The sequence below is a fragment of the Sphingopyxis sp. BE259 genome (genome assembly GCF_031457495.1).
Classification (GTDB): domain Bacteria; phylum Pseudomonadota; class Alphaproteobacteria; order Sphingomonadales; family Sphingomonadaceae; genus Sphingopyxis.
In genome coordinates this window covers 712,510-737,466 of sequence record NZ_JAVDWM010000001.1, presented here as the reverse complement: position 1 = coordinate 737,466, position 24,957 = coordinate 712,510, and the positions used below count along the sequence as shown (strand labels likewise).

Genomic DNA, 24,957 nt, shown 5'->3' with positions numbered 1-24,957 from the left:
TGCCGGGTCTACTCCGGAGCCTGCACAGCTTCTTCAAGGTTCGCTATCCGTTCAGAGCAGATGGCATGCACGGCGCGGCCCAGCTCCTCCACGCGTCCAGCCAGCCAGAGCAATTCTTCTTCGCTGATTCGATAATGTTTGGAGTAGCGAGCCTTCACATAGGCTTCCTTGAGCTTCTCGAAGCGCGCGCGGTCTGCCTTCACCTCGCGCGGCCAAACATCGACAAGCCGCATGTTTAATCGCTCGGCTTGCGTGCGCAAAAATCCCAGGTTGTGGACGTGGGGCGTGTAAAAATTGCAGACCAAGAGCACGCAATGATAGAGAAACTCACTGCTCTGATGGAGGTCAAACGCGGCGGGCTTCAGAAACCCTTTTTCGCGGCCCATCTTGGACAGCTCGAACCGCTGCATGGCGAGCGGAAACCACTCGTCGAAATATTCCTGCGCCATCGCCAGCGCCTGCTCGGGCGTCTTGGGCTTCGGCTTGTGCAATTCCTTGTCGTCATATTCGTAGAGCGCGATCCCGTCGCCCGCGACGTCCATGAAGAAATAGCGGCCGTGAGCCAGCCCATCGTTCACTTCCTGCAGCGTGTGGACGATGAAGTTGACCGGCGTGTGCAGCGTCTTGTCGATCGCAAGCTCGCGGGTCAGCCGGTCGTCGAGCTTCGACCAGAAGTCGATCTTGTCGGTCAACCGCTTGTCGTTGACGATGATCAGGAGATCGAAGTCCGAACGATAGCCCTTTGCGGTGTGCGGCTCGTCGACCCAGCCACCGCGCGCATAGCTGCCGTAGAGGATGACCTTGTCGATCCGACCCTTCTTTTTCCAGCCCATGGTGCCGAGCGCGATCGCATCCTCGAATTCTTCGAAGATGATCGCCTTCACACGTTCGAGCTCGCGCTGCTTGTTCGCCGGAAGATGATCGAGATCGGTTTTCATTGATTTTCATCCTGTAATCCTGCTCGCCGGATGGCAAGCGCCGTCAGATCCAAATCGACAACTCAGGCTTCCTTGAGCCGAAAATCCCAGACCGGAATGCCGAACGCCCGCGCCTTGTCGACAAGATTGTCCTGGATGCCGGTGCCCGAAAAGACGACCAGCCCGGCGGGCATCGCATCGATCAGCCGCTCGTTGCGCTTGAACGGCGCCGCTTTCTTGTGCCGGTTCCAGTCGGGCCGGAACGCTACCTGCGGCACGCCGCGCGCATCGGCCCAGCAGGCCGCAGCGCGCTCGGCGCCGGTTGGCGTCGCACCATGCATCAGCACCATGTCGGCATGACGCGCATGAACCTTGTCGAGCGCCGACCAGATGTGGCGGTGATCGTTGCACGCCGGTCCGCCGCTGAAGGCGATGCGCGTTCCCTCGGGGATCAGGGCCTGGGCCTTTTCGCGGAGGCGTTTGTCCATGAAGTCGCGGCTGTCGATCATCGCCGCGGTCATCGTCTTGTGACGGACGCGCGACCCAGTGCGCGGGGTCCAGGCCTTGCGGGCATGGATGCGGAACTGCTCGGCGGCGCATTCGCGGAAAAATTCCATCGTGTCGCGCCGCTCGATCATCGTGATGCCCTCGGCGATCGCGCGCTCGAGTTCGACCGAGCGAATTTCGCTTCCATCCTGCTCGCGCTGGAGTTCGCGCTGCGCCTGTTCGTTGCGGTCGAGCTCGCGCTCGATCCGTTCGCCGGCGCGGTGAAAGATATTGACGATGCCCCAGAGCAGATCTTCAAGATCGGGCTCGATGCGGGTATCGACCAGGCAGCCCGCCAATGCGTCGAAGATATCGGCGACGGCGCCGCCAGCGAGCCGGTCGTCTGGAAGCGGCCGTGCGTCGGGTTCGTCCTCATAGGGCCTATGACCGTAAAGCTGCATTTCCTGGAGGAGGTAGGCGCTGGCGCCGGGTTGCTGCGGTTCGCCGCGTTCGGGAAGGTCTGACAGGTCGATCATGTCATTTCTCTTGTCTGGGGCCGCGCCTCTCGCGGCCTTCGCGGCGACGCCTCGGCGGCGGCGGGTGCGGGTTCGCACCGCGCGGCACCCCGCGCGGCCGAAGCGCCAGCGAAGGATGGCGGGCTCGCGGCTATTTTGTTTCGCGATGCAAAGGGGCGCCAGCCCCGGCGGAAAATAGCCGCGAGCAGAGCCATTGCACGGCCCGCGCACGCTGCCGCAGTCGCCCTCCAGCGAAGGCCGAGGCGCGGCCTCCCGAGAACAGGCTGATCGGGCTTCCCCTTCCCGGACCGGCTTGATCCGATCCCCGCGGCGAGGTGACACACCGCTTTCCGAAACAACTATGGGATTTCGGGCATCATGAGGATGGCGCGCGCGATTGCGACGTCCCAATTCGCCGCCGCGCTGCTGGAGGCGTTGCGCCGCTGGCGCCAGGCGCGATCAGGCTGCATCGAGCATCCGCTCGGCATCGACGACGTGCATCTGCGGGGCGATCGAAGCGACGAGCTGCGAATGGCCCATCTGCATAAGATCGCTGTTCAGATCGTCCAGCGCCGGATCGAGCGGCAGGATATCGATCCCTAGCTGGACGGCTCGCTCGGCAAGAGCGGCGAATGCAGCGCGTCCCGCTGCATCCCGTTCGCGGGCAACATAGAGGCGGCGAAGCGGCGCAGGAAATTCCAGCGCCGCGAGATGGGCGGCCGACAGCCCGGCGATGAGCGGTAGTGCCGGGGCGATTTCGCGCAGCGAGAGCATGGTTTCGATGCCCTCACCGAATGCCATGACCTCGCCCGAGAGCCCGAAGCGGACGCCATGACCCAACAAATGCCCCATCGCGCGCCGCGGATAAGCCACGGGCGCCTTGGTCGATTGGTGCGGATCAAGCCATGTGCGATGAACGCCCATGAGCGAGCCGCCGAGGTCGGTCACCGCAGCGATCATCGCCGGATAGGCCGACTTGACCGACGGGCCATCCTCCTCCGACCGGCGATAATAGCAGTGCGGGTGGCATCGCAGCGCGGGCACATCGCCGACGTGCCGAAGCGCACGGCCCGCCAGATAGGTGCGCACAGGTGTCCCAGCGATGGGCTTCGACGCCGCCCAAAGCCGCGCTGCCGCCTCCGGGCTGCCAGCGGGCGCCCGGCGCGGACGCGGACGCGGCCCCTGCGTGCCCGCGTCGGATGGAGGCAAGCTCAGAAATCGCCGCGCCTCGGCGAGCGTTTCAGCGAGGTTCGTATGCGCGCAGCTGGCGGCGATGATGTCGAGCAGGTCACCATGATCGCCAGTCGCGGCGTCAGTCCATTTGCCCGCCGTGCGGCGACCATCGCCATCGGCGAGACGCACATAAAGACTGCGCCCAAGCGCATTGCCCTTATCGCCGACCATCCAATAATGGCCTTCGCGGCGACCGTTCGAGAGGTATTGGCGGCACGCCGCCTCGGCATTTTCACCGAGACGACGCGCAAGTTCACGGACCGGACTTTCCATAGCGGGGCTCCTTCAGGCGGCCTTGCGATCCGCGATCCGCTGGATCGGAAATCGATCAACCAGCCGCGCGAACACGTCGGCGCCAGCAGCCCCTGCCGGCACGTAGAGCTTCAGTTGCCACGAGACGATTTCGGAAATCAAGCCAAATGCCTTCAGCCGGTCAACACCAAGATCGTTGAAGCCGGACAGCTCGATCCGCCAGTCGTTCATGGCGCGAACGCGGCGCAGCATCTGGCCTTCCGCAAGGTGCAAGACAGCCTCGCCCTTTTGCAGAAGTTGCCACGCTTCGTCTTTTGGGAGGTCGCACGGCGTGTCGCGGATCACCGATGCCACCCAGCCCGGCGAGACCTTGCGCCCGATGATGCGTTCGCCCTCGTCGGTCTGGAGCCGGTAGACGCGCGACGATTCCTTTGGCAGCAGCCGCCAGATCGGCAGCAGCAAGCCCGACGCCATGTGCAGGGTCGACGTCTCGTAATCCGGAATGTCCGCCAGTTCGGCCTTCCAGACATCGGCGAACTGATCGCGGTCGGCAGGCTGCCAATGGCTCATGACGAAATCGGCGAGCAGCATGTGGCTGGCGTCGAGGGGCCGATGGAGCCGCACGCGGCGGTGGATTGCGCCATCGTCATCGATCACGCTGCGCGCCCCGAGCTTCACCGCAGCACGCTGCGAGCGCTGGTTCACAAGCAGTTCGCCGCCGCGTTCGCGGACGAGCGCCAGTGCATCGTCAAGATCGAGCGGCAGCACCCGCTCCTTGCGCTCGATCGTCAGAAGCTGCGTCGCCGCCCCGGTGCCGGGATGGGTGTAGATCGTCTGCCGTGCGTTCACCGCGAAGCTCTCGGCGCGCAGGGTTTCGAGGCCGATCTCATAGGTTCCCGCAGCAACCGCCGCCTCGATGCGATGCACGAGCAGACCCTCGAAGGCCTCGAACAGGATGTTCTGGAGGTCGATCGTGAGGGCAAGCATGCGATTGAGGAAGGTGGTGATCGGCGGCAGTTCCTCGCGCAGGCAGCCATCGATATCGAGCAACGACAGCCCCGTCGCACTTTCGAACGTCAGCAGCGAACAGCCCTCGACCTTGGCATTCACGATCAGAAGATAGAGTTGGCGCAGCGCATCGCGGGCATAGAAGGATTCCAGATTGTCCTCGGGCCGGAACATATTCTGCCCGCCCGTCTGGCGCTGGCCGCGCGTGATCGCCCCCATCGAATCGAGCCGCCGCGCGATCGTCGATATGAAGCGCTTCTGCGCCTTGACGTCGGTCGACACCGGACGAAACATCGGTGGCTGCTTCTGGTTCGTTCGATTTGTCCGCCCGAAGCCCTGGATCGCGGCATCCGCTTTCCATCCTGCCTCGAGCAGATAGTGAATGCGCCGCCGCTGGTTCTTGGCGCCGAGATCGGCATGATAGGAGCGGCCCGTTCCCCCGGCCTCCGAGAAGACAAGGATGCGCTTCTCGTCGTCCATGAAGGCGTGGGTCTCGCCAATGTTCGCACTGCCGGGGCGGGTCTCGACCGCAAAACGCACATCTCCGTCGTCGCCCGTCCGCGGGACAATGCGACGCGAGCGCCCCGTCACCTCGGCGACCGTCTCGGTCCCGAAATGCTGGACGATCTGATCGAGCGCGCCCGGCACCGGCGGCAACGCGGCGAGCTTCTCGATCATCGCGTCGCGCCGCCGGCACGCCTCGCGGCTGACGATCTGATTGCCGGCCTCGTCATAAGCGGGCCGCGACGCAAGATTGCCCTCGCCGTCGGTGCAGGGTTCGAACAATTGGACCGGAAAGCCGTGCGCGAGATAATCGAGCACATATTCGCGCGGGGTGATGTCGACCGACACGTCGCCCCAATCCTCCACCGGGATCTCGGCGAGCCGGCGCTCCTGCAACGCTTCCCCAGTCGAGACGATCTGGACGACGGCCGCATGGCCCGCCTCAATGTCGCGAGCGATGCTTGCGATGGCGCTCGGGGTCTGCATCGCGGTGATGAGATGGTTGAAGAAGCGCTGCTTGGTGCTCTCGAATGCCGATCGCGCCGCCGATTTCGCCTGCGCATTGAGCGTGCCATGCTCGGCGCTCGTCACCCCCGCCGCCTCCATCGCCGCGGCGAGATTGTTGTGGATGACCTGGAAGGCACCGGCATAGCTGTCGTAGATGCGTCGCTGCTCGTCGGTGAGCTTATGTTCGAGCAGCTCATATTCGACCCCATCGAACGACAGCGACCGTGACGCGTAGAGGCCGAGCGCCTTGAGGTCGCGCGCGAGCACCTCCATTGCCGCCACGCCGCCCTGCTCGATCGCGGCGACGAACTCGCTGCGCGAAGCGAACGGAAAGTCGTTCCCGCCCCACAGGCCGAGCCGCTGCGCATAGGCGAGGTTCTGCACCGTCGTCGCCCCTGTCGCGGAGACATAGACGATGCGCGCGTCGGGAAGCGCGTGCTGAAGTCGCAATCCCGCTCGCCCCTGCTGCGACGGTTTCTGGTCGCCGCGCTCGCCCTTTCCACCCGCCGCATTGGCCATCGCATGGGCTTCATCGAAAATGATCGCGCCGTCGAAGTCAGGCCCGAGCCATTCGGCGATCTGCTCGATGCGGCTCGCCTTGCCCTCGCGGCCCTGCGAGCGAAGCGTCGCATAGGTGGTGAAGAGGATGCCTTCGGCAAGCCGGACCGGCGTACCCTGGCGGAAGCGCGACAGCGACGTGACGAGCAGGCGCTCCTGCCCGAGCGCCGACCAGTCGCGCTGCGCGTCCTCGAGCAGCTTGTCCGACTTCGAGATCCAGAGCGCGCGGCGCCGGCCCTTCAACCAGTTGTCGAGAATGATCCCCGCGACCTGTCGGCCCTTGCCGGCGCCGGTGCCGTCGCCAAGGAACCAGCCGCGCCGGAACTGGACCGCTGCCTCATTATCGTCGCTCGCCGCACTCACGACATCCGCGGTCTCGTCGACCGTCCAGGCGCCCGACAAATGACCGGCATGGGCCTCGCCGGCGTAGATGACCGATTCCAGCTGCGCGTCGGACAGGAGGCCGTCGCTAACGAGATTTTCGGGAAGATGCGGCCGATAGGAAGGGCGCGGCGGCGCGACCGACGCCATCGCCGCCGACTGGACGAGCGCGGTCGGATGGGGAGACGCCCCCGCAATGCGCAAGGACTGGAGCGCATAGGGCTCGTAGATCGCCTCGCCAAGTTGTCCGACGGGCGGTGACCACTCGATCGTCTCATAGACAAGCTCGCCCGAAGCGACGCGCGCGGTCTTCTCCGGACGCGTGGCTCCCCTGGCAAGAGGCCCCCGAGAAGCCGCTGCGTCGCGCATGAATGGCATTGCCGCTGTTGGCGCAGGGGGCGGCGGGGCAGGCCGCGGCGGAACATGGCTGGTCACCCAGGCAAGAAGCGTCGCCAGGTCGGGCGCTTCGCCATGGCTCGCCGGCAGCATCGATGGATCGGCCACGGGTACCTTGTCGATAACAAGCAGTCGCGTCGCGGTCGTGGTGCCGTGCTTGGCGTAGACTTTTCCAGCGATCGCGGCGGAGAACAGGATCGTCGCCCGCTCCTGTAACCCGACGAACCCCGCGCGGAAGGCCGCGGCATCGGGTGCGCAATTCGCCCCCATGATCGCGACCAGCCGACCGCCGTCGCGGAGCCGCGCGAGCGCGGAGGCGATATGGCGAAGTGCAGTGCCTCGCATCGGGCGGTCGACGTGCGCCGTGGCGGAGAAGGGCGGGTTCATGAGGACGACGTCGGGGACGAAAGAAGCGTCGAGGCGGTCGTCGATCGACGCGCCATCATGACGCGTGATTGGCACGGCGGGAAACAGTAGCTCGAGAAGCTCGGCGCGACCGTCGGCCAACTCGTTGAGCGCGAGGCTCGCCCCCGCAAGTTCGGCGTGGATCGCGAGCATGCCTGTCCCGGCCGAGGGTTCGAGCACGCGGTCTCCGGCATGGATCGAGGCCGCGTGCGCCGCCACAAAGGCGAGCGGCAAAGGCGTCGAGAATTGCTGGAGTGACTGGCCTTCCTCTGAGCGGCGCGTCTGGGTGGGAATGCGCGCGGCAAGTCGCTCCCACATCGCAAGCACGCGTTGCGGCGAGCGGTTTTGCGTCGCAAGCGCGCCGCCGTAGCGGCGAAGCAGCAGGATCTGCGCCGCCTCGCACGCATCATAAGCCGCCTTCCAGTCCCACGCACCGGCAGCATCGCTCGCGCCAAAGGCGCGTGCCATCGCCTCGCGCAGCTGGGCCGTGGAAAAGGGGTGGCCCGCCTCGAGCAGAGGCTGAAGCGCCTGAGCGGCATCGAGCAGGCGCCGGGAAGCTGGCGCGACCGAGCTGGGACGAGCGGCCGCCGCGGCGCCGCGCGCCGCATCGGGGAAGGTCATATGCATGGCTGAAATCCTCAGGAGAGCGGGGCAGGAATGAACCGCCCGCTGCTCTCTCCAGGATCCGGGGGTTCCCCCTCCCGGCCCCGCCTCTCCCTCTCAACCGAAGCGAACCCCATCCTCGGTGAAGCCATATTCGTTGAGGCGGATCATCTCGTCGATCGCCGCGTCGGACGTCAGATGCTCATATTCGTCATCGAGCCGCCCGTAGAGCCAGCGGGCCAGGTCGCGCAGCGCCTCGCTTACATCCTCTTCGGCGTCAGCCGTCATATCCTGGACGACGGGGCTGTCGCGCTCGACGACAATGTCCATGCTATATTCGTGATAATAGCGACCGCGATGGCCAATGCGCGCGCTAAGCTGATAGAAGTTGCGGCGCTGAATCGAGCCAAGGGCATCGGCGATGCGATGAAGTTCGACATCCTTGGGCGCGTAGCGGCGGATCGTCGCCAACGCGCCCTTGGCGTAACTGTAATCGCCTTCGAAACAGGCGCCGTCACCCTGGCTCCAGCAGCCGGAAAACCAAATGCAGGGCTTCCGGCGCGTCCCGCCGCCGAAGAGGCGCACCGAGGTCATGTCGAGACGGACCCCCAATATGTCGCAGACGCGCTCGAAGTCCTCATAAACAAATTCGAACCAGTCATAGTCGAAACCGCCTTCGCGATACCAGGCGCGTGCCTTCTCCTTTGCGGCCTCGGGCAGTTCATCAAGGCAACACACGGTCGTTTGGATAATCGAGGGCATGACATCTTCCTCTCGCGTCAAGAGCCAGAAAAGGCGAAAGCCCGGCGCGCGGGCCGGGCTTTCGCAGTCGGTGAACGATGGTCTGGACAGGCGTCAGTCAGGGGCATCGCCCGTGTGGAGGTCGCGTTCGATCGTGAGGCCGAACGGAAGGCGGACGGACTCGAGTTCGGACAGCGCGAAGCTGCCGAGTTCGGGGCAGCCGAAGCCGAGATCGGCGAGGCCGAAGAAAATACCGTCCGCATCGATCTCGGTCGCGAGCCAGGTCGCCGCGCCGACGGGGCTGAACAGGCGGACGACCGGTTTGGGGTCCGGCTCGCGTTCGCCGCGCGAAAGCGTGTCGATCCGGGTGGCCAGATTGGCGCGAAGCTGCGCCTCGAGCGCGGGGGTCAAGAGTTTCATGGTACTTTCTCCTGGGGCGACCGGCGGCGAGCCTCTCTCGCCGCGCGCGGTCCGCCGCCCAGGGGCGGGCCATCTCTTCCTCGCCGGTTTCTGGCGTTGCCGGTGGCGGCCGCGCGCCCCGGACCGGGCGGCGACGGGCGGCAGCGGCAGCAAGCGCCCGCTGACCACGCAGGCCGCCCGCGCTGTCCCGGTCACCCACTTGCCAAATTGTTCTCTCTATGTTCTCATTAGGGCATGGACAATATCGATACTGCCCGAGTCGCAGAGACCATCCTTTCCGCCCCTGGCTGGGCGCGCGTGGGTATCACCGCGCCGACGAATCACATCCGTGTCGAGGCCGCGTTCGAACTCGCCCGTGCGATCGTCGAGAGCGTCCGTGCCGGCGCGGAGCCCGCAAGCCCCGACCAGCTTGGACTCTCCCTGTGACGTGGGCGGATGGACAAAGGACGGACAGCATCGCGCCACGCATGTCTTCGAGGCCGCGGCCTGGTTTCGGGCGATCAAGCCCGTTTGCCGCTGCGGGCATAGTGCGACGTTCAATCCCTATGGGATCTGGTGGCGCTTCGAGTGCAGGATGTGGGACGGCAATCTCGTCAAGGCGTGCCAGAAATTCTGGTGTGTTCGCTGCGGCGCGCGGACGGGCAAGCGCGTCCGCCCGGTGCGGATCGAGCTCGTCGACCCGAGCCCCGATGACATCGCCCTGCCGATGCCCGAAGAACGCGAATGGAAGCGCGCGCTCAGCCGTTTCCGCGCCTGAGGACTGAGTTCATGGATATCGAGACGGACGACGCGCTGGTCGGCATCGGCAAGCTCCACCGCGTGATGGTGTGGAACGGCCAGCGCGAATGCGAGAAGGAGATGCTGTGGGGGCTGCCCTCGCGCGATGCCGATATATTCCAGATCCCGCTCCTGAAGTCCGAGACCGCGATCATTGATCGCCCCTGTCTGCTGCTCGCCAATGAGTTCGGCCTCGTGAAGCGCGGCAAGACGATCTACGCCGCAAGCCTCATCAGCGACGAGCCTTTCTTCTGCATCGCAGCGGTCTGGCGTCCGGCGCACCGCCTGTGGCCTGAGAGCTTCGCGGTGCTCACCGTCCCGGCCTATGACGATCTGGCGCCGCACAAGGATCGCCACGTCGGCGTGGTCCGCCCCGAGGACTGGTTCGACTGGTTGATGGGGGCGCGGCCGCCGCTGGACATGTTGCGACCTTTCCCCAAGAATAGCTTCAGCATCATGCCGCCGATCCAGCAGAATTTCGACGAAATGCTCGGCGCGGCCTGACCGAAACCACCCAAGGGGACTCGCCGCCATGTGCAATCTCGTGACCCTCAAGGCTTCGGTCGCCGAAGTGGCCTCGGCGTTCGGTGCGCGGCGTCCGCTCACCAATGCGCAACCCGGCGAAGTCTATCCCGGCGGACAAGGATTTGTGGTCCGTGACGACGCGGGCACGCGCGCGCTCCAGTCGATGACCTGGGGCTTCCCGGTGCGGCTCAAGCATATGAAACCGACGAGCAAGCCCAAGCCCGTCAACAATGCCCGCGACGACAAGCTGATGACCTTCTGGCGAACATGGTTTACCAATCCCGCCCAGCGCTGTCTGATCCCGATCACGGCCTTCGCCGAAGCCGAAGGCGAGAAGGGCAAGATGACGCGAACCTGGCTAAGCGTCGTCGACCAGCCGCTCGCCGCCTGCGCCGGGCTCTGGCGTCCGACCAACGAGTGGGGCGATTGCTATACGATGGTGATGGTCGATGCGACCGAGGAGCTGTTCGACATTCACGACCGGATGCCGGTCATTCTTCACGCCGCCGATCATGACGCCTGGCTGCAAGCTTCGGCTGAGGAGGCAATGAAGCTCGTTACCCAATATCCGGCAAGCCGGTTGGAGGTTGAGCGGACCGACGTCCCGTGGTTCAGCCGCAAGCCCCCGAGCGCGTATGCCCCGACGCTCCTTTGAGAAGCTGGATAGCGGGGCGACGTCACCCGCCGAATAGCGACCGGATCGCGCCGATGAGGCCGGCAATGAAGGAGCCGCCGACGAGAACAGCGGCGAACCAGAATTCGATCGCCAGCGCGCGCGATTTCCATTTCGGTTCCTGATCCATCTGACCGGCATGCCATGACCGGTGAATGTAGGAAATAGTGGAATCGGGGCCATCTCCGAACGCCATAATCATTGCATGACATGTGACAAAACCTATGATACATCGCATTTAAGTTAGAGGTTTTGTCACATGCACACATCGATAACGCAAGGCGAGACGCTTCGAGCGCTCTTTGGCGCGCATCCGATCCTGCGCGCGCGCGAGCTACGCGCCGCAGGCGTGGCACCCGAAACCATCGCTCGCGCGGTCGACAGTGGCGACATCGACCGTATCGCGCGAGGACTCTATCAGCTTCACGGCGCGCCGATCGACACCGACCAAGGCCTCGCCGAAATCACCAAGCGCATCCCGAACGGGGTTATCGCCATGGTATCGGCGCTCGCTTTCCACGGGCTCACCGACCAGATGCCGCGGCGGGTCTGGGTAGCAATAGGACCCAGCGACTGGGCACCGGTCATCGATTATCCGCCTGTCCGGATCGTCCGCCTCGCCGACAAATATCGACGCCAGGGGATCGAGCATCACAAGGTCGCCGGGGTCGATGTTCCCATCTATTCGGTTCCCAAAACGCTGGCCGACCTGTTCCGTAATCCGCGCCTCGTCGATCGCTCGGTTGCGGTCGAGAGTCTGCGCGCAGCGCTCGACCAGCGCAAGACGAGTCCCGGTGACATCGCCGAGGCCGCGGCAGCGGGCGGGGTCTGGAAGCGAATGCAGCCCTATCTCGAGGCGCTCAGCTTCAATGGCTAAGGCACCCGTCAATCTGGCAGCCTCGGTCAAGGACCGGCTGCTCCAATTGGCGCGCAAGGAGCGTCAGCCCTTCGACGTTCTGCTCGTTCGCTTCGCGCTCGAGCGCCTGCTTTACCGACTGTCGCTCTCGCCGCTACGGGACCAGTTCATTCTCAAAGGCGGTCTTCTCGTCACGCTCTGGCTCGAAGACGATAATCGAGTCACCCGCGACGCCGACTTTCTCGCCTTCGGCGATGCAAGCGCCGAACGGCTGATAGCGGATTTCGGCGCGATCATGAAAATCGAGGCGGCTGACGGGCTGACTTTCGATATCGACGCACTCACCGCGCGGCCGATCCGCGAGGGAGCCGAATATGGCGGCATGCGGCTAACAACGACCGCCTTTCTCGAACGAACGCGCATCCCGATCACGATCGACCTCGGCTTTGGCGACGCCCTCTCGGATCCGGCGCCGCCGACTTCCTTCGCGACGCTGCTGGACTTTCCCGATCCGGAGATCCGCACCTATTCGCCGACAAGCGTCATCGCAGAGAAATTTCAGGCGATGGTAGCGCTCGGGATCGCCAATGGTCGCATGAAGGATTTCTACGACCTCTGGGCGATTCCGCAGGCCTGCGACATCAATGCTCAAGCGCTCGACGCAGCACTTGCGGCGACATTCGATCGACGCGGCACGCCGATCCCGGCTGACCGTCCGCCGGGGCTCTCGGCTGCCATGTTCGAAGACGGCGACAAGCGGCGGCAATGGGATGCCTATGCCGCGAGCCTTGAGCTTGAAGGCGTGACATTCTCCGCCGTGATCGACGCGGTCTGGGGCCTTGTCGCGCCGAGCTGCGAACGACTGCTTGCCCATGACGTTTCGATCGCCACTTCGACTCCAGATGCCGCCGGTGCGTGACGCCGGCTCCGCCGCGGTCGGCGTATTAAGGCATTAGGTGTCAATCTGGGTCCGATTGGTGCACCAAGCCGCTTTATCAGGTGATTTCCTGTCGTTACACCGAAGAGGCGATCGGCATTGCGTATAGAGGCTGAGGTATCACCCGCCCGCCGCAGTGCGAGGACCATCGCGCAGCTTGTCCAACTTCATTGTCTCCCGGAGAGGAAACGGGAGCGATGAGCCATGGAGCGGATCGCGGGCGGACGGGTCGGGAACGCGTCGGCGGCCGATGAATCGACGTGAAGCATTTTAATCTGACGGAGGAACTCGCACACGACATATCAGGCGCCGACAAGGAAGAACGGCTCTTTGCCGCCCTGTCGAACGCCGCCGACCGCATGGGATTTGATCTTTTCGCGCTCGCCTTCGATCGCCGCGGCGGCGGCGGCGAGGGTGCATCGATGCTCGTGCATAATTATCCCGACGCCTGGGCGAATGTCTATGTCGGCTTCGATCTCAGCGGCACCGACCCGATCCGGCGCGCCGGCGAAAAATCCATGACGGGTTTTCAATGGCGCAATGTCGATCACTACATCCCGCTTTCTCGCGGTGACCGGCAGTTGCTGAAGGTCGCCCGCGAGAGCGGAATCGGCGACGGCTTCACGGTGCCGCGGCACTTGCCTGGCGAAGCGACCGGAAGCTGCTCCTTTGCCGTCGCTCCCAATGCCAGGATCCCGCTCGAGATGCTCCACGCCGCCGAGATCGTCGGCGCCGTGGCGCTCGCCGCGGCGCGGCAGCTCATCGGGACAGGCTCCTATACTCCGCGGGCGGCGCTGACCGAGCGGCAGCGCGAATGCGTGCTCTGGTCCGCCCGCGGCAAGACTGCTGGCGAGACCGCCAGCATCCTCGGCATCAGCGAAGAGACCGTGGTCCGTCATCTCAAGATCGCGCGCGAGCGCTATTCAGTGCCTTGTCGGCAAATGCTGATCCTCTGCGCCCTGTTCGACGGCGTCATCGGCTTTTCGGATGTCTATGACTGGTGGCGCCCGCTCTGACGCTCGCACATAAATCGTCCCGGGATTGCCCATTTCTGGGCATAGCCGCGCGGTGGGAATGATGGTCTGATCCTGGCACCGACAAGCCAAGGAACCATCATGATCACTCAATCCACGCGGGCGCAGGATGCGCCCGGGAATGCGGCGCTTCGCGCCATGTTCGCCGCCCGCAAGCAGGTCTTCATCGACAAGCTGCAATGGGATTTGCCTGCCCTCGACGGCCGCTTCGAGCTCGACCAATTCGACACCCCGGACGCGCGGTACCTGATCCTGCTCGATCCCGATGATCTGCGCCACCGGGCGTCGGCGCGGCTGCTGCCAACCACGGCGCCGCACCTGCTCGGCGACATCTATTCGCATCTTTGCGCCGACGGGGCGCCGTCCGGTGAAGGCGTGTGGGAGATCAGTCGCTTCTGCCTCGACCCCGGACAAACGCCCACCGAGCGCCGCGACGCGCGCAACCAGTTGGTCACCGCGCTGGCGGACTATGCTCTCCGCCACGGCATAGGCGAATATGTCGGTGTCGCAGAAGCCGGTTGGTATCACACGATCAGCAAATTTGGCTGGACATGCCGCACGCTGGGTCCCGTTCACCGGGATAGCGCGTGCCGGATAGTCGCCCTCAGCATAGCGATCGACGAGGATACGCTCCCCGGATTGCAGCGCACCGGCACCTATGCGCCGCTTGTCCTCAAGTTCGAAGAAGGCGGGGAGGCGGGGCGATGAAAAAGGATCTGACCGAAGCCGATCTGCCTGGCCTGCTCTTCGAGGAGCTGCGCCGCAAAGGCTATTGCATAATTCGCAACGAGGCGGTCGCGCGTGTCCATGCGCTCGCAAGGGATCTCGACCCCATCTTCGCCGCGACGCCCTTTTGTGAAGGCAATTTCTACGGCCGCCGCACAAAGCGCTTCGGCGGCCTGCTCAAGCGATCGGAGCACATGGCCGCACTGGTACTCAACCCGCTCATCCTTTCTGCCGTGGAGACCATTCTCGGCACCGGCTGCGACCGGATCCAGCTCAACCTCACACAGGCGATCGAAATCCATCCGGGCGAAGTGCGGCAGTTCCCGCACCGCGACCAGGATATGTGGCGCGGCGCCGACGGCACCCAGGAATATCTCGTCAACGTCCTCTGGCCGCTGACACCCTTCACAAAAGAAAACGGCGCAACGCGCATCTTTCCGAAGAGCCACGGCGTGAAGGGGATGGCGAAATCTGATCTTGGGCAACCCATTTTCGCCGAAGGCAAGCCGGGCGCGGCGATATGCTTTCTGGGATCGACTGCGCATGGGGCGGGCTCGAACCTCAGCCAAGAGGTCCGGCGCGGCGTGCTCGTCAGCTACAGCTTGGGATGGCTGAAGCCCTATGAGAATTTGTGGCTCGCCTATCCGCCCGAGGTCGCCCGGACGTTTCCTCCCGAACTGGCCGCGCTCGCCGGCTATGCGCAGCACCGCCCGAATCTCGGCAATTACGAAGGGCAATGCCCATCGATCCTGCTGCAAGACGAACGGCCGGCGCATATCGGCGCGATCGACGCGCTCCGTACCGACCAGGCCGACGCCGTGTCCGAATTCGCTGCTGCGGAAAGGAACGAAAAATGAGCCCGGCACACGTGTTCGAGCCGACCTATGAGGCGATCAAGCGTCAGCTGATGAGCGGAGAATGGGCTAGCGGCACCCGGATCGAAGCGGCCCGTCTCGCCGAAGATCTCGGGGTCAGCGTTACCCCGGTTCGCGACAGTCTCTACCGGCTCAATGGCGAGCGGATGGTCGATTTCGCACCGGGCGAGGGCTTTCACGTTCATCGGCTGACCGAAACCGAGTTTCGCGACCTGCTCGAGTTGCACCTGATCTTGCTGCTCGCGGCGCTTGCGACGGCGCCAAAAGGCTCGGCAACTTCGGTCCCCGCTGACCAGCCCTATCCCGACCGCATCGCGGACCTGTTCCTGGCGATCGCGGAGCGCTCGGCGAACAGCGAGATCGTCGCGAGCATCGCAGCGATCGGCGACAGGCTTCAGCTATCGCGTCATTTCGACGCGATGATCCTTGCCGACATCGACGCAGAGTATAACGCGATCGCGATCGCCTTCGCCGATGCAGAGCCGCAAGCGCAGGTTCGCAATCTCCTGCTCGGTTATCACGAGCGGCGCGCGCGTGAAGCGGCCAGCTACGCCCGAACGCTCGCCGGCCATCCGGGTCGACAGCCATGATCGCTGGCCGAAATGGGAGTGACGTTTTGCTTGTCAGCGCCGCCTACAATTGACATGATTCGACGGCGCAGGAGCATCGCTGGCAGTTCCTGCGCGGAATATTTCGCCAGGCATCATATGCGCCAGTCCCTGACCGGACCGGCGGCCCAACCGGTCCATGGTTCGCGCGAGCGACCAAACGGCGGCACTGCACTGGAAGACGGGTCTCTGGCGAATGCCGGCTGGTCCCGTTCGTGCCTCCGGGATTTTCTGTCGTGTCTTCCTGTACCTGCGGCGACCGTGCGCCGCCGCGTCACCCCTTTTCGGTGTCCTCGGCCTGCCATGCCCATCCGGCCGATCGTCCCCCTTCGGCCGATGAGCGTCCAGAAGCCGGGCACGATCTGGACGCGATATATCGGACCCATCGCATATCGCTCTTCCATTTCCTTCGCCGCAAAGCAGGAGCCGAGGAAGCACCGGACCTAGTGCAGGAAGTGTTTGCTCGCGCCGCGGGGAGCGCACAGCGCCACCAGCTCATCAATCCGGGCGGGTTTCTTCGCCGCATCGCCCAAAATCTCCTTATCGATCGCGCGCGGCGCCAGAAGTCCGCGCGGGCGATCTTCTTTCCGCTTCGCGAGGAGCGCGACGGCGCGACGCCTGCGGCGCAGGAGTGGAACCTCGAAGCCGCGGACCTGCTGCGATTGTATGAAACGGCGGTTGACGCCATGCCGCCAAAAACGCGCCGCGTTTTCCTGATGCACCGGGTGGACGAACTCAGTTATCGCGAGATACACGAACTGCTGGGCATCAGCATCGCAACGGTGGAATATCATATGATGAAAGCGCTCGGTCAGATTTCAAAGTTGGTGGACGGCGGCCGATGACGAGCACAAGCGGCGGCAACTATCCCGTCGATGAGGTCGCGCAGGCGTGGCTGATCAAGATGCGCGGCGAGGACGCCGGCGCGCTGCGCGGAGAGTTTGAAGCGTGGCTCCTCGCATCGGCCGATCATGGCGAAGCCTACCGCCGCGCCGAACGCCGCATGGCGGCCATGGCGGTTCTCAAGACCTCGCAGCGCCACGGAACAAGCCATGCCGAAGCGCGGCGGGGCCGGGTTCGCGGCTGGCTGCCATGGGGCGCCGCCGCGACCGCAATCGCGCTGCTGATTGTAGCATTCGGGGCTGGAGGCGCCTCCCTTCCCGGCCAGCCCGGCAGTGCGTCCACCGCGCGCGCCGCCGAACCCCTGATTACGCAGCGCGGCGAGATCCGCACGTTCCGGCTTGCCGACGGCTCGCGCGCGACGCTTGATACCGACAGCCGGCTGGACGTCGCGTTCGGAGACGGCGACCGCAGCGTCCGCTTGGTAAAGGGCAGGGTCCGTCTTTCCATCGCCAAGCAAGCTAAACCGCTCCATATCGACGCCGGGACAGGCGCAGCAATCGCGAACGATGCCGAGATCGACCTTAGCCTCGACGAGGCCGGAACGGTCAGTGCGGCCCTCCGGCGCGGCGAGGCCGGCCTGCGCGCAGACGCCAAAACCGGTCCTGCGACCGCGTTGTCACAGGGAAAGACGCTGACCTATCGGCGTGATGGCAAGTTGCAGTTCGGTATGGCCCAAGCGTCTGACATTCCCGCAAACTGGCCCGAAGGCTGGGCCGAATATCGTTCGATAAGGCTCGACCGACTGGTTGCGGAGGCCAATCGCTATGCCGTCATCCCGATCGTGATCGACGATGCGGCGAGCGCCGCGCTTGAGGTTTCCGGCCGCTTCCATCTTAGCGAGACCGATGCTTTCGCTGAACGGATCGCAACCCTGTTCGGTCTCAGGGTCGAACGCACGGCGAGAGCCATCCATCTTCGCCGCCGATAATTTTTTCACCCAAGACTAAGGGGCTCCCCTTCGCCCCGTCAACGCACCCCCACTGGCCGCCTGCCTGAAGCACGGCCGAGGAAATGGGGGAGTGATAATGTTGAAGAAGTCCCGTTCGCTGGTCGCGCTGCTGGTCGGCAGTGCCACCTGTTTTTCACCTACGGTTGCGCTGGCCATGCAGCAACAGCGCCAGCCCTACGATATGCCCGCGCAGGATCTCGACGACGCGCTGCGCAGCGCTGCCACGATTGCCGACATCGAGCTCTACGCATCGTCGCGCGATCTTGATGGAAAGACTGCGCCGCCGTTGAAAGGCGAGCTGACGAGCCGCGAAGCAATCGAGGCGCTCCTCAAAGGTAGCGGGCTCACCGCAAGGTTCGAGGTCGGCTCGGTGGTCATTTCCAGACTCGCCTCCGCCGAAAATGCCGCCGCGACCGAGGCCGAGCCGATTGTCGTGACGGGGTCACGGATCACGGGCGCGCCCACGGCAACCCCTGTGATCCGGGTGACCTCGGAAGACATCCGCAACTCCGGCCATGCCGATCTTGGCGAGGTGGCGCGCAGCTTGCCGCAGAATTTCGGCGGCGGCCAGAATCCCGGGATCGGAAATTCGCAAGGCGCCGCGAATGAAAACGTGAACGCCAATGGCGCATCGACTTTCAACCTGCGCGGTATCGGTCCCAATGCGACACTGACGCTGATCAACGGCAATCGCTTTGCCTACAGCAGCGTCAATTCGGTGATCGACGTCAGCGCCATTCCCATCGCGGCGGTCGACCGCGTTGAGGTCGTGGCCGATGGGGCATCGGCCATCTACGGCGCCGACGCGGTCGCCGGGGTCGTCAATATTCTTCTCAAGCGCGACTATAAGGGCGTATCGACCAGCGCCCGGCTCGGCCTTTCGACCGACGGCGGCAATTTCCAGCACCAATATAATCTTCTCGGCGGATCGCGCTGGTCGGACGGCGGCATCATCGCGGCCTATGATTATTCGCACGGTACCGCGATCCGGGCGAAAGATCGCAGCTATGCCTTCGCCAACAACCCCGATTCGACGCTCTTCCCTGCCCTTCGCCGACACGCGGTTCTGCTGAGCGGTCACCAGTCGCTTGGCGGCGGCGTCACCCTGGCTGCCGATCTTATTTACAAGCGCGGAAGGATGGAGTCGGCGACCGGTTTCACGGTCGCTCAGCCGCTCCGAAACTCAGGGCTTGAGGCGCGCACCAAGTTCGAAACATTTGGCGTCGCACCGACGCTGTCGGCCGCACTGTCGGCCAATTGGAAGCTGAAAGCGGGCGCGTTTTTCGGCACCGACACGACCGATGGCATCAGCCAGAACTTCAGCGGCGGCGCGCCGAGCACTGCCACCGCGCGGCACTTCTTCAACCGGAATATCGCGGTGGAGGCGGGACTGGAGGGGTCGCTGTTCGAGCTCCCCGCGGGCCCCGCGCGACTGGCCTTTGGCGGCGGCTATCGCACCAACCGTTTCAAATCCGAAATCGGAACCCGCAGCTTTTCACGCTCGCGCCGCAATCATTTCGCCTATGGCGAGCTTTTACTGCCGATCGCGGACCCCGATCAGGATCTGGCCTTTGCGCACCGCGCTTCGCTGACCGGGGCGCTGCGCTATGAGGATTATTCGGACTCCGGCGACATCGTCACCCCGAAGCTGAGCTTCGTCTATGATCCGGTCGAGCAGGTCCGGCTGGGGGTGTCATGGGGCAAATCCTTCAAACTTCCGACGCTCTATCAACAATATTCCGGCTATGTTGCGCTGCTCGTGCCGGTCGGCGGCTTCGGCCAGGGATTTCCCGCTGGTTCGACCGTCGCTTATGCTCTCGGGCCGAACGACCAGCTCGAGCCTGAACGCTCCGAAAACTGGACCTTCAGCGCGACCGTGAAACCGCTCCATGGTCTTGAGGTTTCGGCAAGCTATTTTCGGATCGACTATAAGGATCGCGTTGCGCCGCCGCTCGCCTCGGGCGCCGGGGTTCTGAACAATCCGATCTTTGCTGATCTCGTTACCTTAAATCCTGCGCCGGCCCTGCTCGACACCATCTTCGCCGGTGCCGATGGCGGGCTCCAGAACATTACGGGGTCTCCCTACGACCCGGCGCGCGTCGTCGCCTTCCTCGATGCTCGCGACCGCAATATCGCGCGGCAGAAATATCGCGGCGTCGACATCGCGGTACGATATGATGCCCAGCTTGGCAGCGACCGGCAGCTGAGCCTGAACGCCGGAGCCACCTGGCTCGACAGCAGTCAGCAATTGCTTCCCGGCCTGCCGGTGACCGACCTCGCGGGAACAATCTTCCGCCCGCCGCATTTTCGGGCGCGCGGCGGGCTCACGCTGAGCGACAAGGCCTTCTCGCTCGCGGCCTTTCTCAATCACAGCGCGAGCGTCACGGACAATCGTCGTCCGGCAGCCATCAAACTTAGCGGATCGACAACGCTTGACCTGACCGGCCGATTGCGGCTCGGCGCAGGCACGGAAGTTGCGCTGAGCGCACAGAATGTCTTCAACAGCAAGCCGGAGCCGATCTTCACCACCTCGCCTTTCGATGCTCCGTTTGACACGACGAACGGGTCAGCAATTGGCCGCTTCCTGAGCGTCACGGTTCGGCATGACTGGTAGCATCCGCCTATGGCCGCTTCTTCTGTTGGTCGGTCTCGCTAACAGCGGGACGGCCGTCGCGGAGGAAGGTCGGCGCTGGACGCTCGAAGATGTGGTGACCGTCCCGGCGGAGTTCGAATTGAGCTTGGCGAGCGACGGCAAGTCGCTCGCCTATCTCGAACGGCGAGCGGATCTCCAAAAGAATGAGACCGTCTCAATTCTTCATCTGTTTGACCTGCGCTCGCGCGCCTCGCGCGAGATTCTGCGCGCGGCGAGCGCAGAGCAGCTCCGACCGTTGCCGAACGGCACGGGCTGGAGCCTACTGCTAGATCGGGGCGACGAGCTTCAGCTCTATGCGCTCGACGCCGAAGGGACGATCAAACCGCTGCTGGTGCGCGATGCGAAGGTTACCGTCGGCCAGACCGAAGGCGCGCTGTTCGCCGTGCGAAGCGGTGCGCCGCGCCGGATCGGGATTTTATATCACGACTGGTCTCCCGACGGACAATGGCTTTGGTACGCCACGCTAAAGCCAAGTTCGGAACCGGCCAATGTTGCCATCGACGACGCGGTGGTTAGCCAGCGCAATCGGCGTCGCGCGCCGGTCCGGGCGATCGTAGAACTGCGCATACGGTCGGCGACGGGCGAAGACTGGCTGGTCGCATCGCGGCCATCGGGCGACCGGCTTGCTTTCTATTATGGCGGCCATGTCGAATGGACCGACGAAGGGCCGCGCTACCAGTTAGAGCAATCCGATGCGGAGCGGGCCGACGGCATCGGGACCTTTTCCTGGAGCTTTGTCACCAACGCCAGCCGGCCCATTCAGGAAAGTTCGGGTTTTCCGGCGATCGGTCTGGTGCGCGGCCCGAATGGCGGAACTCTTGCAAGCGAGGGTTTCGGCAGGACGCTTGCCCTCACGGAGACGCACACCGATGGCCGAAAAACTCACTATGGTCGCCAGCCCTATTACATCGGCGACCCGCGTTCGGCAGGAAATTGGCTCTCGGGGGATGGGCTAAGCGCGCTGCTGGGGGTGCGAACGACCTCGCATCCACGGTACGGGTTGGTTTTGCTTACCGGTCGGCACGCAACGTCGCTGATCCGCCCCGGCAGCTTGACGGCCTGCGACTTTCGCGAGGATCTCGCGTGGGGCATTTGCGTCGAGGAAGGGCTGAACCAGGCGCCACGGTTCGTCCGTGTCGAACCGAAAGACGGGCGCGTGCAGGCCATCGCTCCGCTCTCCGCTGCTCATGATTCGATCGCACCGTTGCGCGTCACGCCGCATCAATGGACAAACCGGCTCGGCTACCGATCGACCGGATTCATCGTCTGGCCTCGCAATTACCAGACAAGCAGTCGCTACCCGGCGATCATCATCACTCATGGCAGCGATGCGGACGAGCGCTTCGCGAACGTCGATCTGCAATGGAACTACCCCGCTCAGCTGTTCGCCGAGCGCGGATATGTCGTCATTCTCATGAACGACCCCTCGGCTCGGCAGCAGGCTGAGCTTTGGCACGCCTATATGATATGGTCGGGCGGCCCAGGCACACTCGGTCCCGAAAAGCTGCGCGAGCTGATCTGGATCAACGGCGTCTATAGTTTTGAAGACGCGATCGCCGAGTTGGCAAGCGAAGGCATTGTCGATCCCGACCGCATTGGCATTGCCGGGTACAGTCGGGGATCGCAGATGGTGAATGTCGCGATGACCCAATCGGAGATGTTTCGCGCTGCTTCCAGCGGGGACGGGAATTATCTTGAACCCGCATCCTATTCAGATCCGAAAGACGGGTATCACGCCGTCTTCGGCGGCCCACCTTCAGGTCGTTACCTCGACGCCTATCGCCAGCTGTCGCCCTCGCTCCGTGCCGATAGGGCGTGTGCTCCGGTCCTTCAGCAAATGGCTTCTCCCTTTGCGGGAGCGATCGATTTCTACGCCGCGCTGCGCGAAGCAAAGGTTCCTGCGCAGATCAGTCTCTATCCTGGCGAGACCACCGCCACCGATGAGACCCATCTGTTTCACATCCCCTCCAATCGGCTGCGCGCGATGCAAGAGAATCTGGCGTGGTTCGACTTCTGGCTTCGCGATCGGCGCGACCGGGATCTGGATGACAGAGGCGCATTCGACCGCTGGGCGAAAATGGCGGCGCAATGGAAAACAAGGTGTGTGCAGACGCGAGGCGCCGAGCGGCGATAGCCTTATGACGCGCGAACATCCGTCCACCAACGAACCCAGCTTTCCGCCGCGCAAAGTGCGAGGATGCGCTGCGCCTTTTCGAAGCCCGCCACCGTCGGCTGCGAGGCTCCTTCCAAGGTCCTGAGGTCGAGCAGACCGGCCCGCGCCAGCAGGCCAGTGCGCAGCAGGTCGCCGGCATGTTCCGCGTTCGCCTGGAATATGCGCTGCATGAAGCCGCCCGGCCCGCCCTTGGACGTGCGGCGCAATAATTGCACAGGGACGATGGATTTGAATGCCGCCCGAGCGACGGCGCGATCCCTGCCGCCCTCGATCCACTGCCATGTCGGGATTGACAGGCATGTTTCGACGATTGGTTGCGACAGGAGCGGCGCGACATGCTGCGGATGGGAGCGGCGGGGATACAGCTCGATGCTGCGATGCGCGCGCGCCAGCAGCCTGACATGCGCCGCCTTGCCGGGCGGCGTGCCTTCGGGCGCTTCCATCCATGGATGGGGCGGCCTCGGCACATCCAGCTCGGCGATCGCGGCGGAAGAAAGCCCGGAAGTGTCGCGATGAAGTTTTACGGGCCGGCTGCAGTCACGATAGCGATCCCAGGCGTGCCGCAAGATGGTCGCACCGCTGGCTCCCGTCAGATCGCTCAAATCGCGCAGGGTGTCGAAAAGCCCGTGACGCGGTCCCTGCGCCATGAAACGATCGACGAACGGCGAGGCGCTGCGGATCGCACAGAAGATATTGTCCCCGCCATTGCCCGAGAAGAAGGCATCGATTTGATGCTCGCGGCGGAGCTCTTCATGAGCCGACGCGATTGCCTGCATGTAGAATGGCGCGTGCGGCCAAGGGTGGTGCGGCGCCACGGCGCGATCAATCTCAACCTTGCCGAGGTCATAGTGGGCTTCAAGCAAGGGAACGCCAATCGCCTTGGCGAGAATGGAAGCATAGCGGCGCTCATCGCCAATCGCATCGTCTTCGATCATCGTCAGGCAATGAAGCGCGGCGGCGCGGCGAGATGCGGCGCCGGCGACAATCGAGGAATCGAGGCCGCCAGATACGCCGGTCAATATGGAATCAAAGCAGGACGCCCAGCTTTCGATACAGTCGAGCGCCACGGCGCGAAGCTTACGGGCGGCCACCTCGAACCGCTTGTGGGGGACCTGCGTCCAATCCCACGGTGACCACCAGCTTTCCAGACGACGCGATCCCGAAGTAATGATCAGACATTCCCCTGGAAGCAGTACCTGGACACCTTCGAGGCAGGTTTCTCGGCTAGGCGCGCCTCCATTAGCCAGAAACCGCGCAACTGCCGGATAATCGACGCCGCCACGTCTGCCGAGATCGGCAGCGTCGCTCGACGCTGTGACGCCCGCCCCATCGGCGCGGTAATAGACGGGCAACAACCCGGACGGGTCGCGAAATATCGCGAGACCTCCACCGGGCCGCGCCAAGATGGACACATAGCCGCCCCAATAGTCGGACACGAGCGACCGGCCGCTAGACGCCGCCATTCTGGTTACCGCCGTTTCATGCAGATCCAACACGCGGCGGCTCATTTCGCCTCGCTCGAACAGGTGGCCGATCAGATATCCATGCCCACCCAGGGCAAGCGGCTGTCGATCGCACCAGAGCCGAGCGCCTGGAAGCGATAAGGCGGGTGGGTCCGCTTCGCCATTGTCACGATCAGCCTGTCCCGACGCCTCGGAAATCTCGATGCGAAAGTACCCCGGCATCAGGCGACCAATATCGGTGTGTAGGGGGTCACCACATCGAGCGGATCGGTCAATACCGCCGAGCCCAGCTGCACCCAGCAATGCGCGGCGAATGGCAAAGTTACGCCGATCACCAGCCGGGCCTCGCACCCCTTTCCGGCCAGCACACGGCGCATTGCAACGCCGCGGCTGAGGCATTCATCCATGCCGGAAAAATAGTGACGCGCTCGCTTAAACGCCGCGGCTACCTGGCGTGCATCCGACCGTTGAACGTGCGGAGCTACTGGCACGCCGTGCAAAAGATTAGGCAGAATTTCCATTAGAGCGAGTTTCCGAACATGCCGCTGAGCTAGGGCCAGGACCCATACCGAACGGGCTGTCTCAACCGCCGAAGCCCTTTCGAGATTTGGCTCCTCGAGAACACTGCTGGTCGGAGCGATCCTTTCGGAACTAGATTGATCGACCGGCGGCGCCAGATGGTGCAAGCCGCGTGCGGCAAGCCAATCATTGTCACCCTCCTCTTGCGCTCCGGCGACAATCCGGGAAAAGCGATCAGCCGCACTTTGCTCAAGCATGAAATAGCGATCGCGGGACAAGTCCAGAAAGACGAAGGTGCCGCCGACTCTGCACCAATGCGTGGCAGCTGAAGTGATGACATTCATCATGGAAGCGCGCGAC

Annotated in this window: 22 protein-coding genes and 1 pseudogene; 14 read left to right on the top strand and 9 right to left on the bottom strand. The window is 64.0% G+C overall.

All coding sequences use genetic code 11. The annotated features are described in order from the left end of the window. Window positions 1-8 precede the first annotated feature (8 nt). The 6 genes and pseudogenes from J2X44_RS03545 to J2X44_RS03520 form a co-directional block, all read right to left on the bottom strand. Window positions 9-938: a HEPN domain-containing protein gene (locus J2X44_RS03545; protein WP_037557222.1), complete on the bottom strand. Its 930-nt coding sequence runs from the start codon at window positions 936-938 to the stop codon at window positions 9-11. Between the two features lie 62 nt (window positions 939-1,000). Beyond that, complete coding sequence (locus J2X44_RS03540) at window positions 1,001-1,939, bottom strand: DUF2493 domain-containing protein (RefSeq protein WP_037557223.1); 939 nt, start codon at window positions 1,937-1,939, stop codon at window positions 1,001-1,003. A 438-nt stretch (window positions 1,940-2,377) separates the two neighbouring features. Further along, entirely contained in the window at window positions 2,378-3,424 is a 1,047-nt protein-coding gene (locus J2X44_RS03535; protein WP_037557224.1) for a toprim domain-containing protein, read from the bottom strand. Window positions 3,425-3,436: 12 nt separating this feature from the next. After that, on the bottom strand, window positions 3,437-7,789 hold the full coding sequence (locus J2X44_RS03530) for a strawberry notch-like NTP hydrolase domain-containing protein (RefSeq protein ID WP_058538907.1): 4,353 nt from the start codon (window positions 7,787-7,789) through the stop codon (window positions 3,437-3,439). Window positions 7,790-7,882: 93 nt separating this feature from the next. After that, window positions 7,883-8,527, bottom strand: coding sequence for a hypothetical protein (locus tag J2X44_RS03525; RefSeq protein ID WP_037556198.1), 645 nt, complete (start codon window positions 8,525-8,527; stop codon window positions 7,883-7,885). A 117-nt stretch (window positions 8,528-8,644) separates the two neighbouring features. Beyond that, window positions 8,645-8,926, bottom strand: a pseudogene (locus tag J2X44_RS03520) (DUF2958 domain-containing protein); the annotation flags it as partial. 234 nt (window positions 8,927-9,160) lie between these two features. On the opposite strand from J2X44_RS03520, the gene J2X44_RS03515 reads away from it, so the two are divergent. Genes J2X44_RS03515 through J2X44_RS03500 form a run of 4 tightly spaced genes read left to right on the top strand, consistent with a single transcriptional unit; the run spans window position 9,161 to window position 10,883 of the window. After that, window positions 9,161-9,352, top strand: a complete 192-nt coding sequence (locus tag J2X44_RS03515) for a DUF6771 family protein (protein WP_037556207.1) — start codon at window positions 9,161-9,163, stop codon at window positions 9,350-9,352. 1 nt (window position 9,353) lies between these two features. Continuing rightward, window positions 9,354-9,683 carry a hypothetical protein gene (locus J2X44_RS03510; protein WP_037556209.1) on the top strand — a complete coding sequence of 110 codons (330 nt, stop codon included), beginning with the start codon at window positions 9,354-9,356 and terminating at the stop codon, window positions 9,681-9,683. An 11-nt stretch (window positions 9,684-9,694) separates the two neighbouring features. After that, window positions 9,695-10,207, top strand: coding sequence for a hypothetical protein (locus J2X44_RS03505; RefSeq protein WP_037556211.1), 513 nt, complete (start codon window positions 9,695-9,697; stop codon window positions 10,205-10,207). A gap of 28 nt (window positions 10,208-10,235) precedes the next feature. After that, window positions 10,236-10,883, top strand: coding sequence for an SOS response-associated peptidase (locus J2X44_RS03500; protein WP_037556213.1), 648 nt, complete (start codon window positions 10,236-10,238; stop codon window positions 10,881-10,883). Between the two features lie 22 nt (window positions 10,884-10,905). Here J2X44_RS03500 and J2X44_RS03495 read toward each other — a convergent pair whose 3' ends face one another. After that, window positions 10,906-11,031, bottom strand: a complete 126-nt coding sequence (locus tag J2X44_RS03495; RefSeq protein ID WP_257545241.1) for a hypothetical protein — start codon at window positions 11,029-11,031, stop codon at window positions 10,906-10,908. A gap of 129 nt (window positions 11,032-11,160) precedes the next feature. Between J2X44_RS03495 and J2X44_RS03490 the strand changes: the two genes are divergently transcribed. From J2X44_RS03490 to J2X44_RS03445, 10 genes are all read left to right on the top strand, one after another. Further along, window positions 11,161-11,778: an AbiEi antitoxin N-terminal domain-containing protein gene (locus J2X44_RS03490; RefSeq protein WP_037556215.1), complete on the top strand. Its 618-nt coding sequence runs from the start codon at window positions 11,161-11,163 to the stop codon at window positions 11,776-11,778. A 46-nt stretch (window positions 11,779-11,824) separates the two neighbouring features. Continuing rightward, entirely contained in the window at window positions 11,825-12,676 is an 852-nt protein-coding gene (locus tag J2X44_RS03485; RefSeq protein ID WP_212742318.1) for a nucleotidyl transferase AbiEii/AbiGii toxin family protein, read from the top strand. A gap of 278 nt (window positions 12,677-12,954) precedes the next feature. Then, window positions 12,955-13,710 carry a LuxR family transcriptional regulator gene (locus J2X44_RS03480; protein WP_231729159.1) on the top strand — a complete coding sequence of 252 codons (756 nt, stop codon included), beginning with the start codon at window positions 12,955-12,957 and terminating at the stop codon, window positions 13,708-13,710. A gap of 99 nt (window positions 13,711-13,809) precedes the next feature. Continuing rightward, complete coding sequence (locus J2X44_RS03475) at window positions 13,810-14,436, top strand: acyl-homoserine-lactone synthase (RefSeq protein ID WP_037556220.1); 627 nt, start codon at window positions 13,810-13,812, stop codon at window positions 14,434-14,436. Beyond that, window positions 14,433-15,311 carry a phytanoyl-CoA dioxygenase family protein gene (locus tag J2X44_RS03470; RefSeq protein ID WP_037556221.1) on the top strand — a complete coding sequence of 293 codons (879 nt, stop codon included), beginning with the start codon at window positions 14,433-14,435 and terminating at the stop codon, window positions 15,309-15,311. Before J2X44_RS03475 ends, J2X44_RS03470 begins: the two co-directional genes overlap by 4 nt. After that, on the top strand, window positions 15,308-15,919 hold the full coding sequence (locus tag J2X44_RS03465) for a GntR family transcriptional regulator (protein WP_037556223.1): 612 nt from the start codon (window positions 15,308-15,310) through the stop codon (window positions 15,917-15,919). The genes J2X44_RS03470 and J2X44_RS03465 overlap by 4 nt, the downstream gene beginning before the upstream one ends. A gap of 305 nt (window positions 15,920-16,224) precedes the next feature. Continuing rightward, complete coding sequence (locus J2X44_RS03460) at window positions 16,225-16,782, top strand: RNA polymerase sigma factor (RefSeq protein ID WP_197411487.1); 558 nt, start codon at window positions 16,225-16,227, stop codon at window positions 16,780-16,782. Beyond that, window positions 16,779-17,768: a FecR domain-containing protein gene (locus J2X44_RS03455; RefSeq protein WP_037556225.1), complete on the top strand. Its 990-nt coding sequence runs from the start codon at window positions 16,779-16,781 to the stop codon at window positions 17,766-17,768. The genes J2X44_RS03460 and J2X44_RS03455 overlap by 4 nt, the downstream gene beginning before the upstream one ends. A gap of 97 nt (window positions 17,769-17,865) precedes the next feature. Continuing rightward, window positions 17,866-20,403 carry a TonB-dependent receptor gene (locus J2X44_RS03450; RefSeq protein ID WP_052182326.1) on the top strand — a complete coding sequence of 846 codons (2,538 nt, stop codon included), beginning with the start codon at window positions 17,866-17,868 and terminating at the stop codon, window positions 20,401-20,403. Beyond that, the gene (locus tag J2X44_RS03445) at window positions 20,393-22,576 is read left to right on the top strand and encodes a prolyl oligopeptidase family serine peptidase (protein ID WP_052182327.1); all 2,184 of its coding nucleotides are present in this window, start codon (window positions 20,393-20,395) and stop codon (window positions 22,574-22,576) included. The genes J2X44_RS03450 and J2X44_RS03445 overlap by 11 nt, the downstream gene beginning before the upstream one ends. A 2-nt stretch (window positions 22,577-22,578) precedes the next feature. Here J2X44_RS03445 and J2X44_RS03440 read toward each other — a convergent pair whose 3' ends face one another. Next, the gene (locus J2X44_RS03440) at window positions 22,579-24,300 is read right to left on the bottom strand and encodes an asparagine synthetase B family protein (RefSeq protein ID WP_081933130.1); all 1,722 of its coding nucleotides are present in this window, start codon (window positions 24,298-24,300) and stop codon (window positions 22,579-22,581) included. Next, a complete protein-coding gene (locus J2X44_RS03435) occupies window positions 24,300-24,944 on the bottom strand; it encodes a lasso peptide biosynthesis B2 protein (protein ID WP_082656048.1) in 645 nt (214 codons plus the stop codon). Before J2X44_RS03435 ends, J2X44_RS03440 begins: the two co-directional genes overlap by 1 nt. Window positions 24,945-24,957 lie beyond the last annotated feature (13 nt).

Excerpts from the sequence above, each read along its gene's own strand:
- J2X44_RS03545 (WP_037557222.1), bottom strand. The coding sequence starts at position 938 with ATGAAAACCGATCTCGATCATCTTCCGGCGAACAAGCAGCGCGAGCTC.
- J2X44_RS03540 (WP_037557223.1), bottom strand. The coding sequence starts at position 1,939 with ATGATCGACCTGTCAGACCTTCCCGAACGCGGCGAACCGCAGCAACCC.
- J2X44_RS03535 (WP_037557224.1), bottom strand. The coding sequence starts at position 3,424 with ATGGAAAGTCCGGTCCGTGAACTTGCGCGTCGTCTCGGTGAAAATGCC.
- J2X44_RS03530 (WP_058538907.1), bottom strand. The coding sequence starts at position 7,789 with ATGCATATGACCTTCCCCGATGCGGCGCGCGGCGCCGCGGCGGCCGCT.
- J2X44_RS03525 (WP_037556198.1), bottom strand. The coding sequence starts at position 8,527 with ATGCCCTCGATTATCCAAACGACCGTGTGTTGCCTTGATGAACTGCCC.
- J2X44_RS03515 (WP_037556207.1), top strand. The coding sequence starts at position 9,161 with ATGGACAATATCGATACTGCCCGAGTCGCAGAGACCATCCTTTCCGCC.
- J2X44_RS03505 (WP_037556211.1), top strand. The coding sequence starts at position 9,695 with ATGGATATCGAGACGGACGACGCGCTGGTCGGCATCGGCAAGCTCCAC.
- J2X44_RS03500 (WP_037556213.1), top strand. The coding sequence starts at position 10,236 with ATGTGCAATCTCGTGACCCTCAAGGCTTCGGTCGCCGAAGTGGCCTCG.
- J2X44_RS03495 (WP_257545241.1), bottom strand. The coding sequence starts at position 11,031 with ATGGATCAGGAACCGAAATGGAAATCGCGCGCGCTGGCGATCGAATTC.
- J2X44_RS03490 (WP_037556215.1), top strand. The coding sequence starts at position 11,161 with ATGCACACATCGATAACGCAAGGCGAGACGCTTCGAGCGCTCTTTGGC.
- J2X44_RS03475 (WP_037556220.1), top strand. The coding sequence starts at position 13,810 with ATGATCACTCAATCCACGCGGGCGCAGGATGCGCCCGGGAATGCGGCG.
- J2X44_RS03470 (WP_037556221.1), top strand. The coding sequence starts at position 14,433 with ATGAAAAAGGATCTGACCGAAGCCGATCTGCCTGGCCTGCTCTTCGAG.
- J2X44_RS03465 (WP_037556223.1), top strand. The coding sequence starts at position 15,308 with ATGAGCCCGGCACACGTGTTCGAGCCGACCTATGAGGCGATCAAGCGT.
- J2X44_RS03455 (WP_037556225.1), top strand. The coding sequence starts at position 16,779 with ATGACGAGCACAAGCGGCGGCAACTATCCCGTCGATGAGGTCGCGCAG.
- J2X44_RS03450 (WP_052182326.1), top strand. The coding sequence starts at position 17,866 with ATGTTGAAGAAGTCCCGTTCGCTGGTCGCGCTGCTGGTCGGCAGTGCC.
- J2X44_RS03445 (WP_052182327.1), top strand. The coding sequence starts at position 20,393 with ATGACTGGTAGCATCCGCCTATGGCCGCTTCTTCTGTTGGTCGGTCTC.
- J2X44_RS03440 (WP_081933130.1), bottom strand. The coding sequence starts at position 24,300 with ATGCCGGGGTACTTTCGCATCGAGATTTCCGAGGCGTCGGGACAGGCT.
- J2X44_RS03435 (WP_082656048.1), bottom strand. The coding sequence starts at position 24,944 with ATGATGAATGTCATCACTTCAGCTGCCACGCATTGGTGCAGAGTCGGC.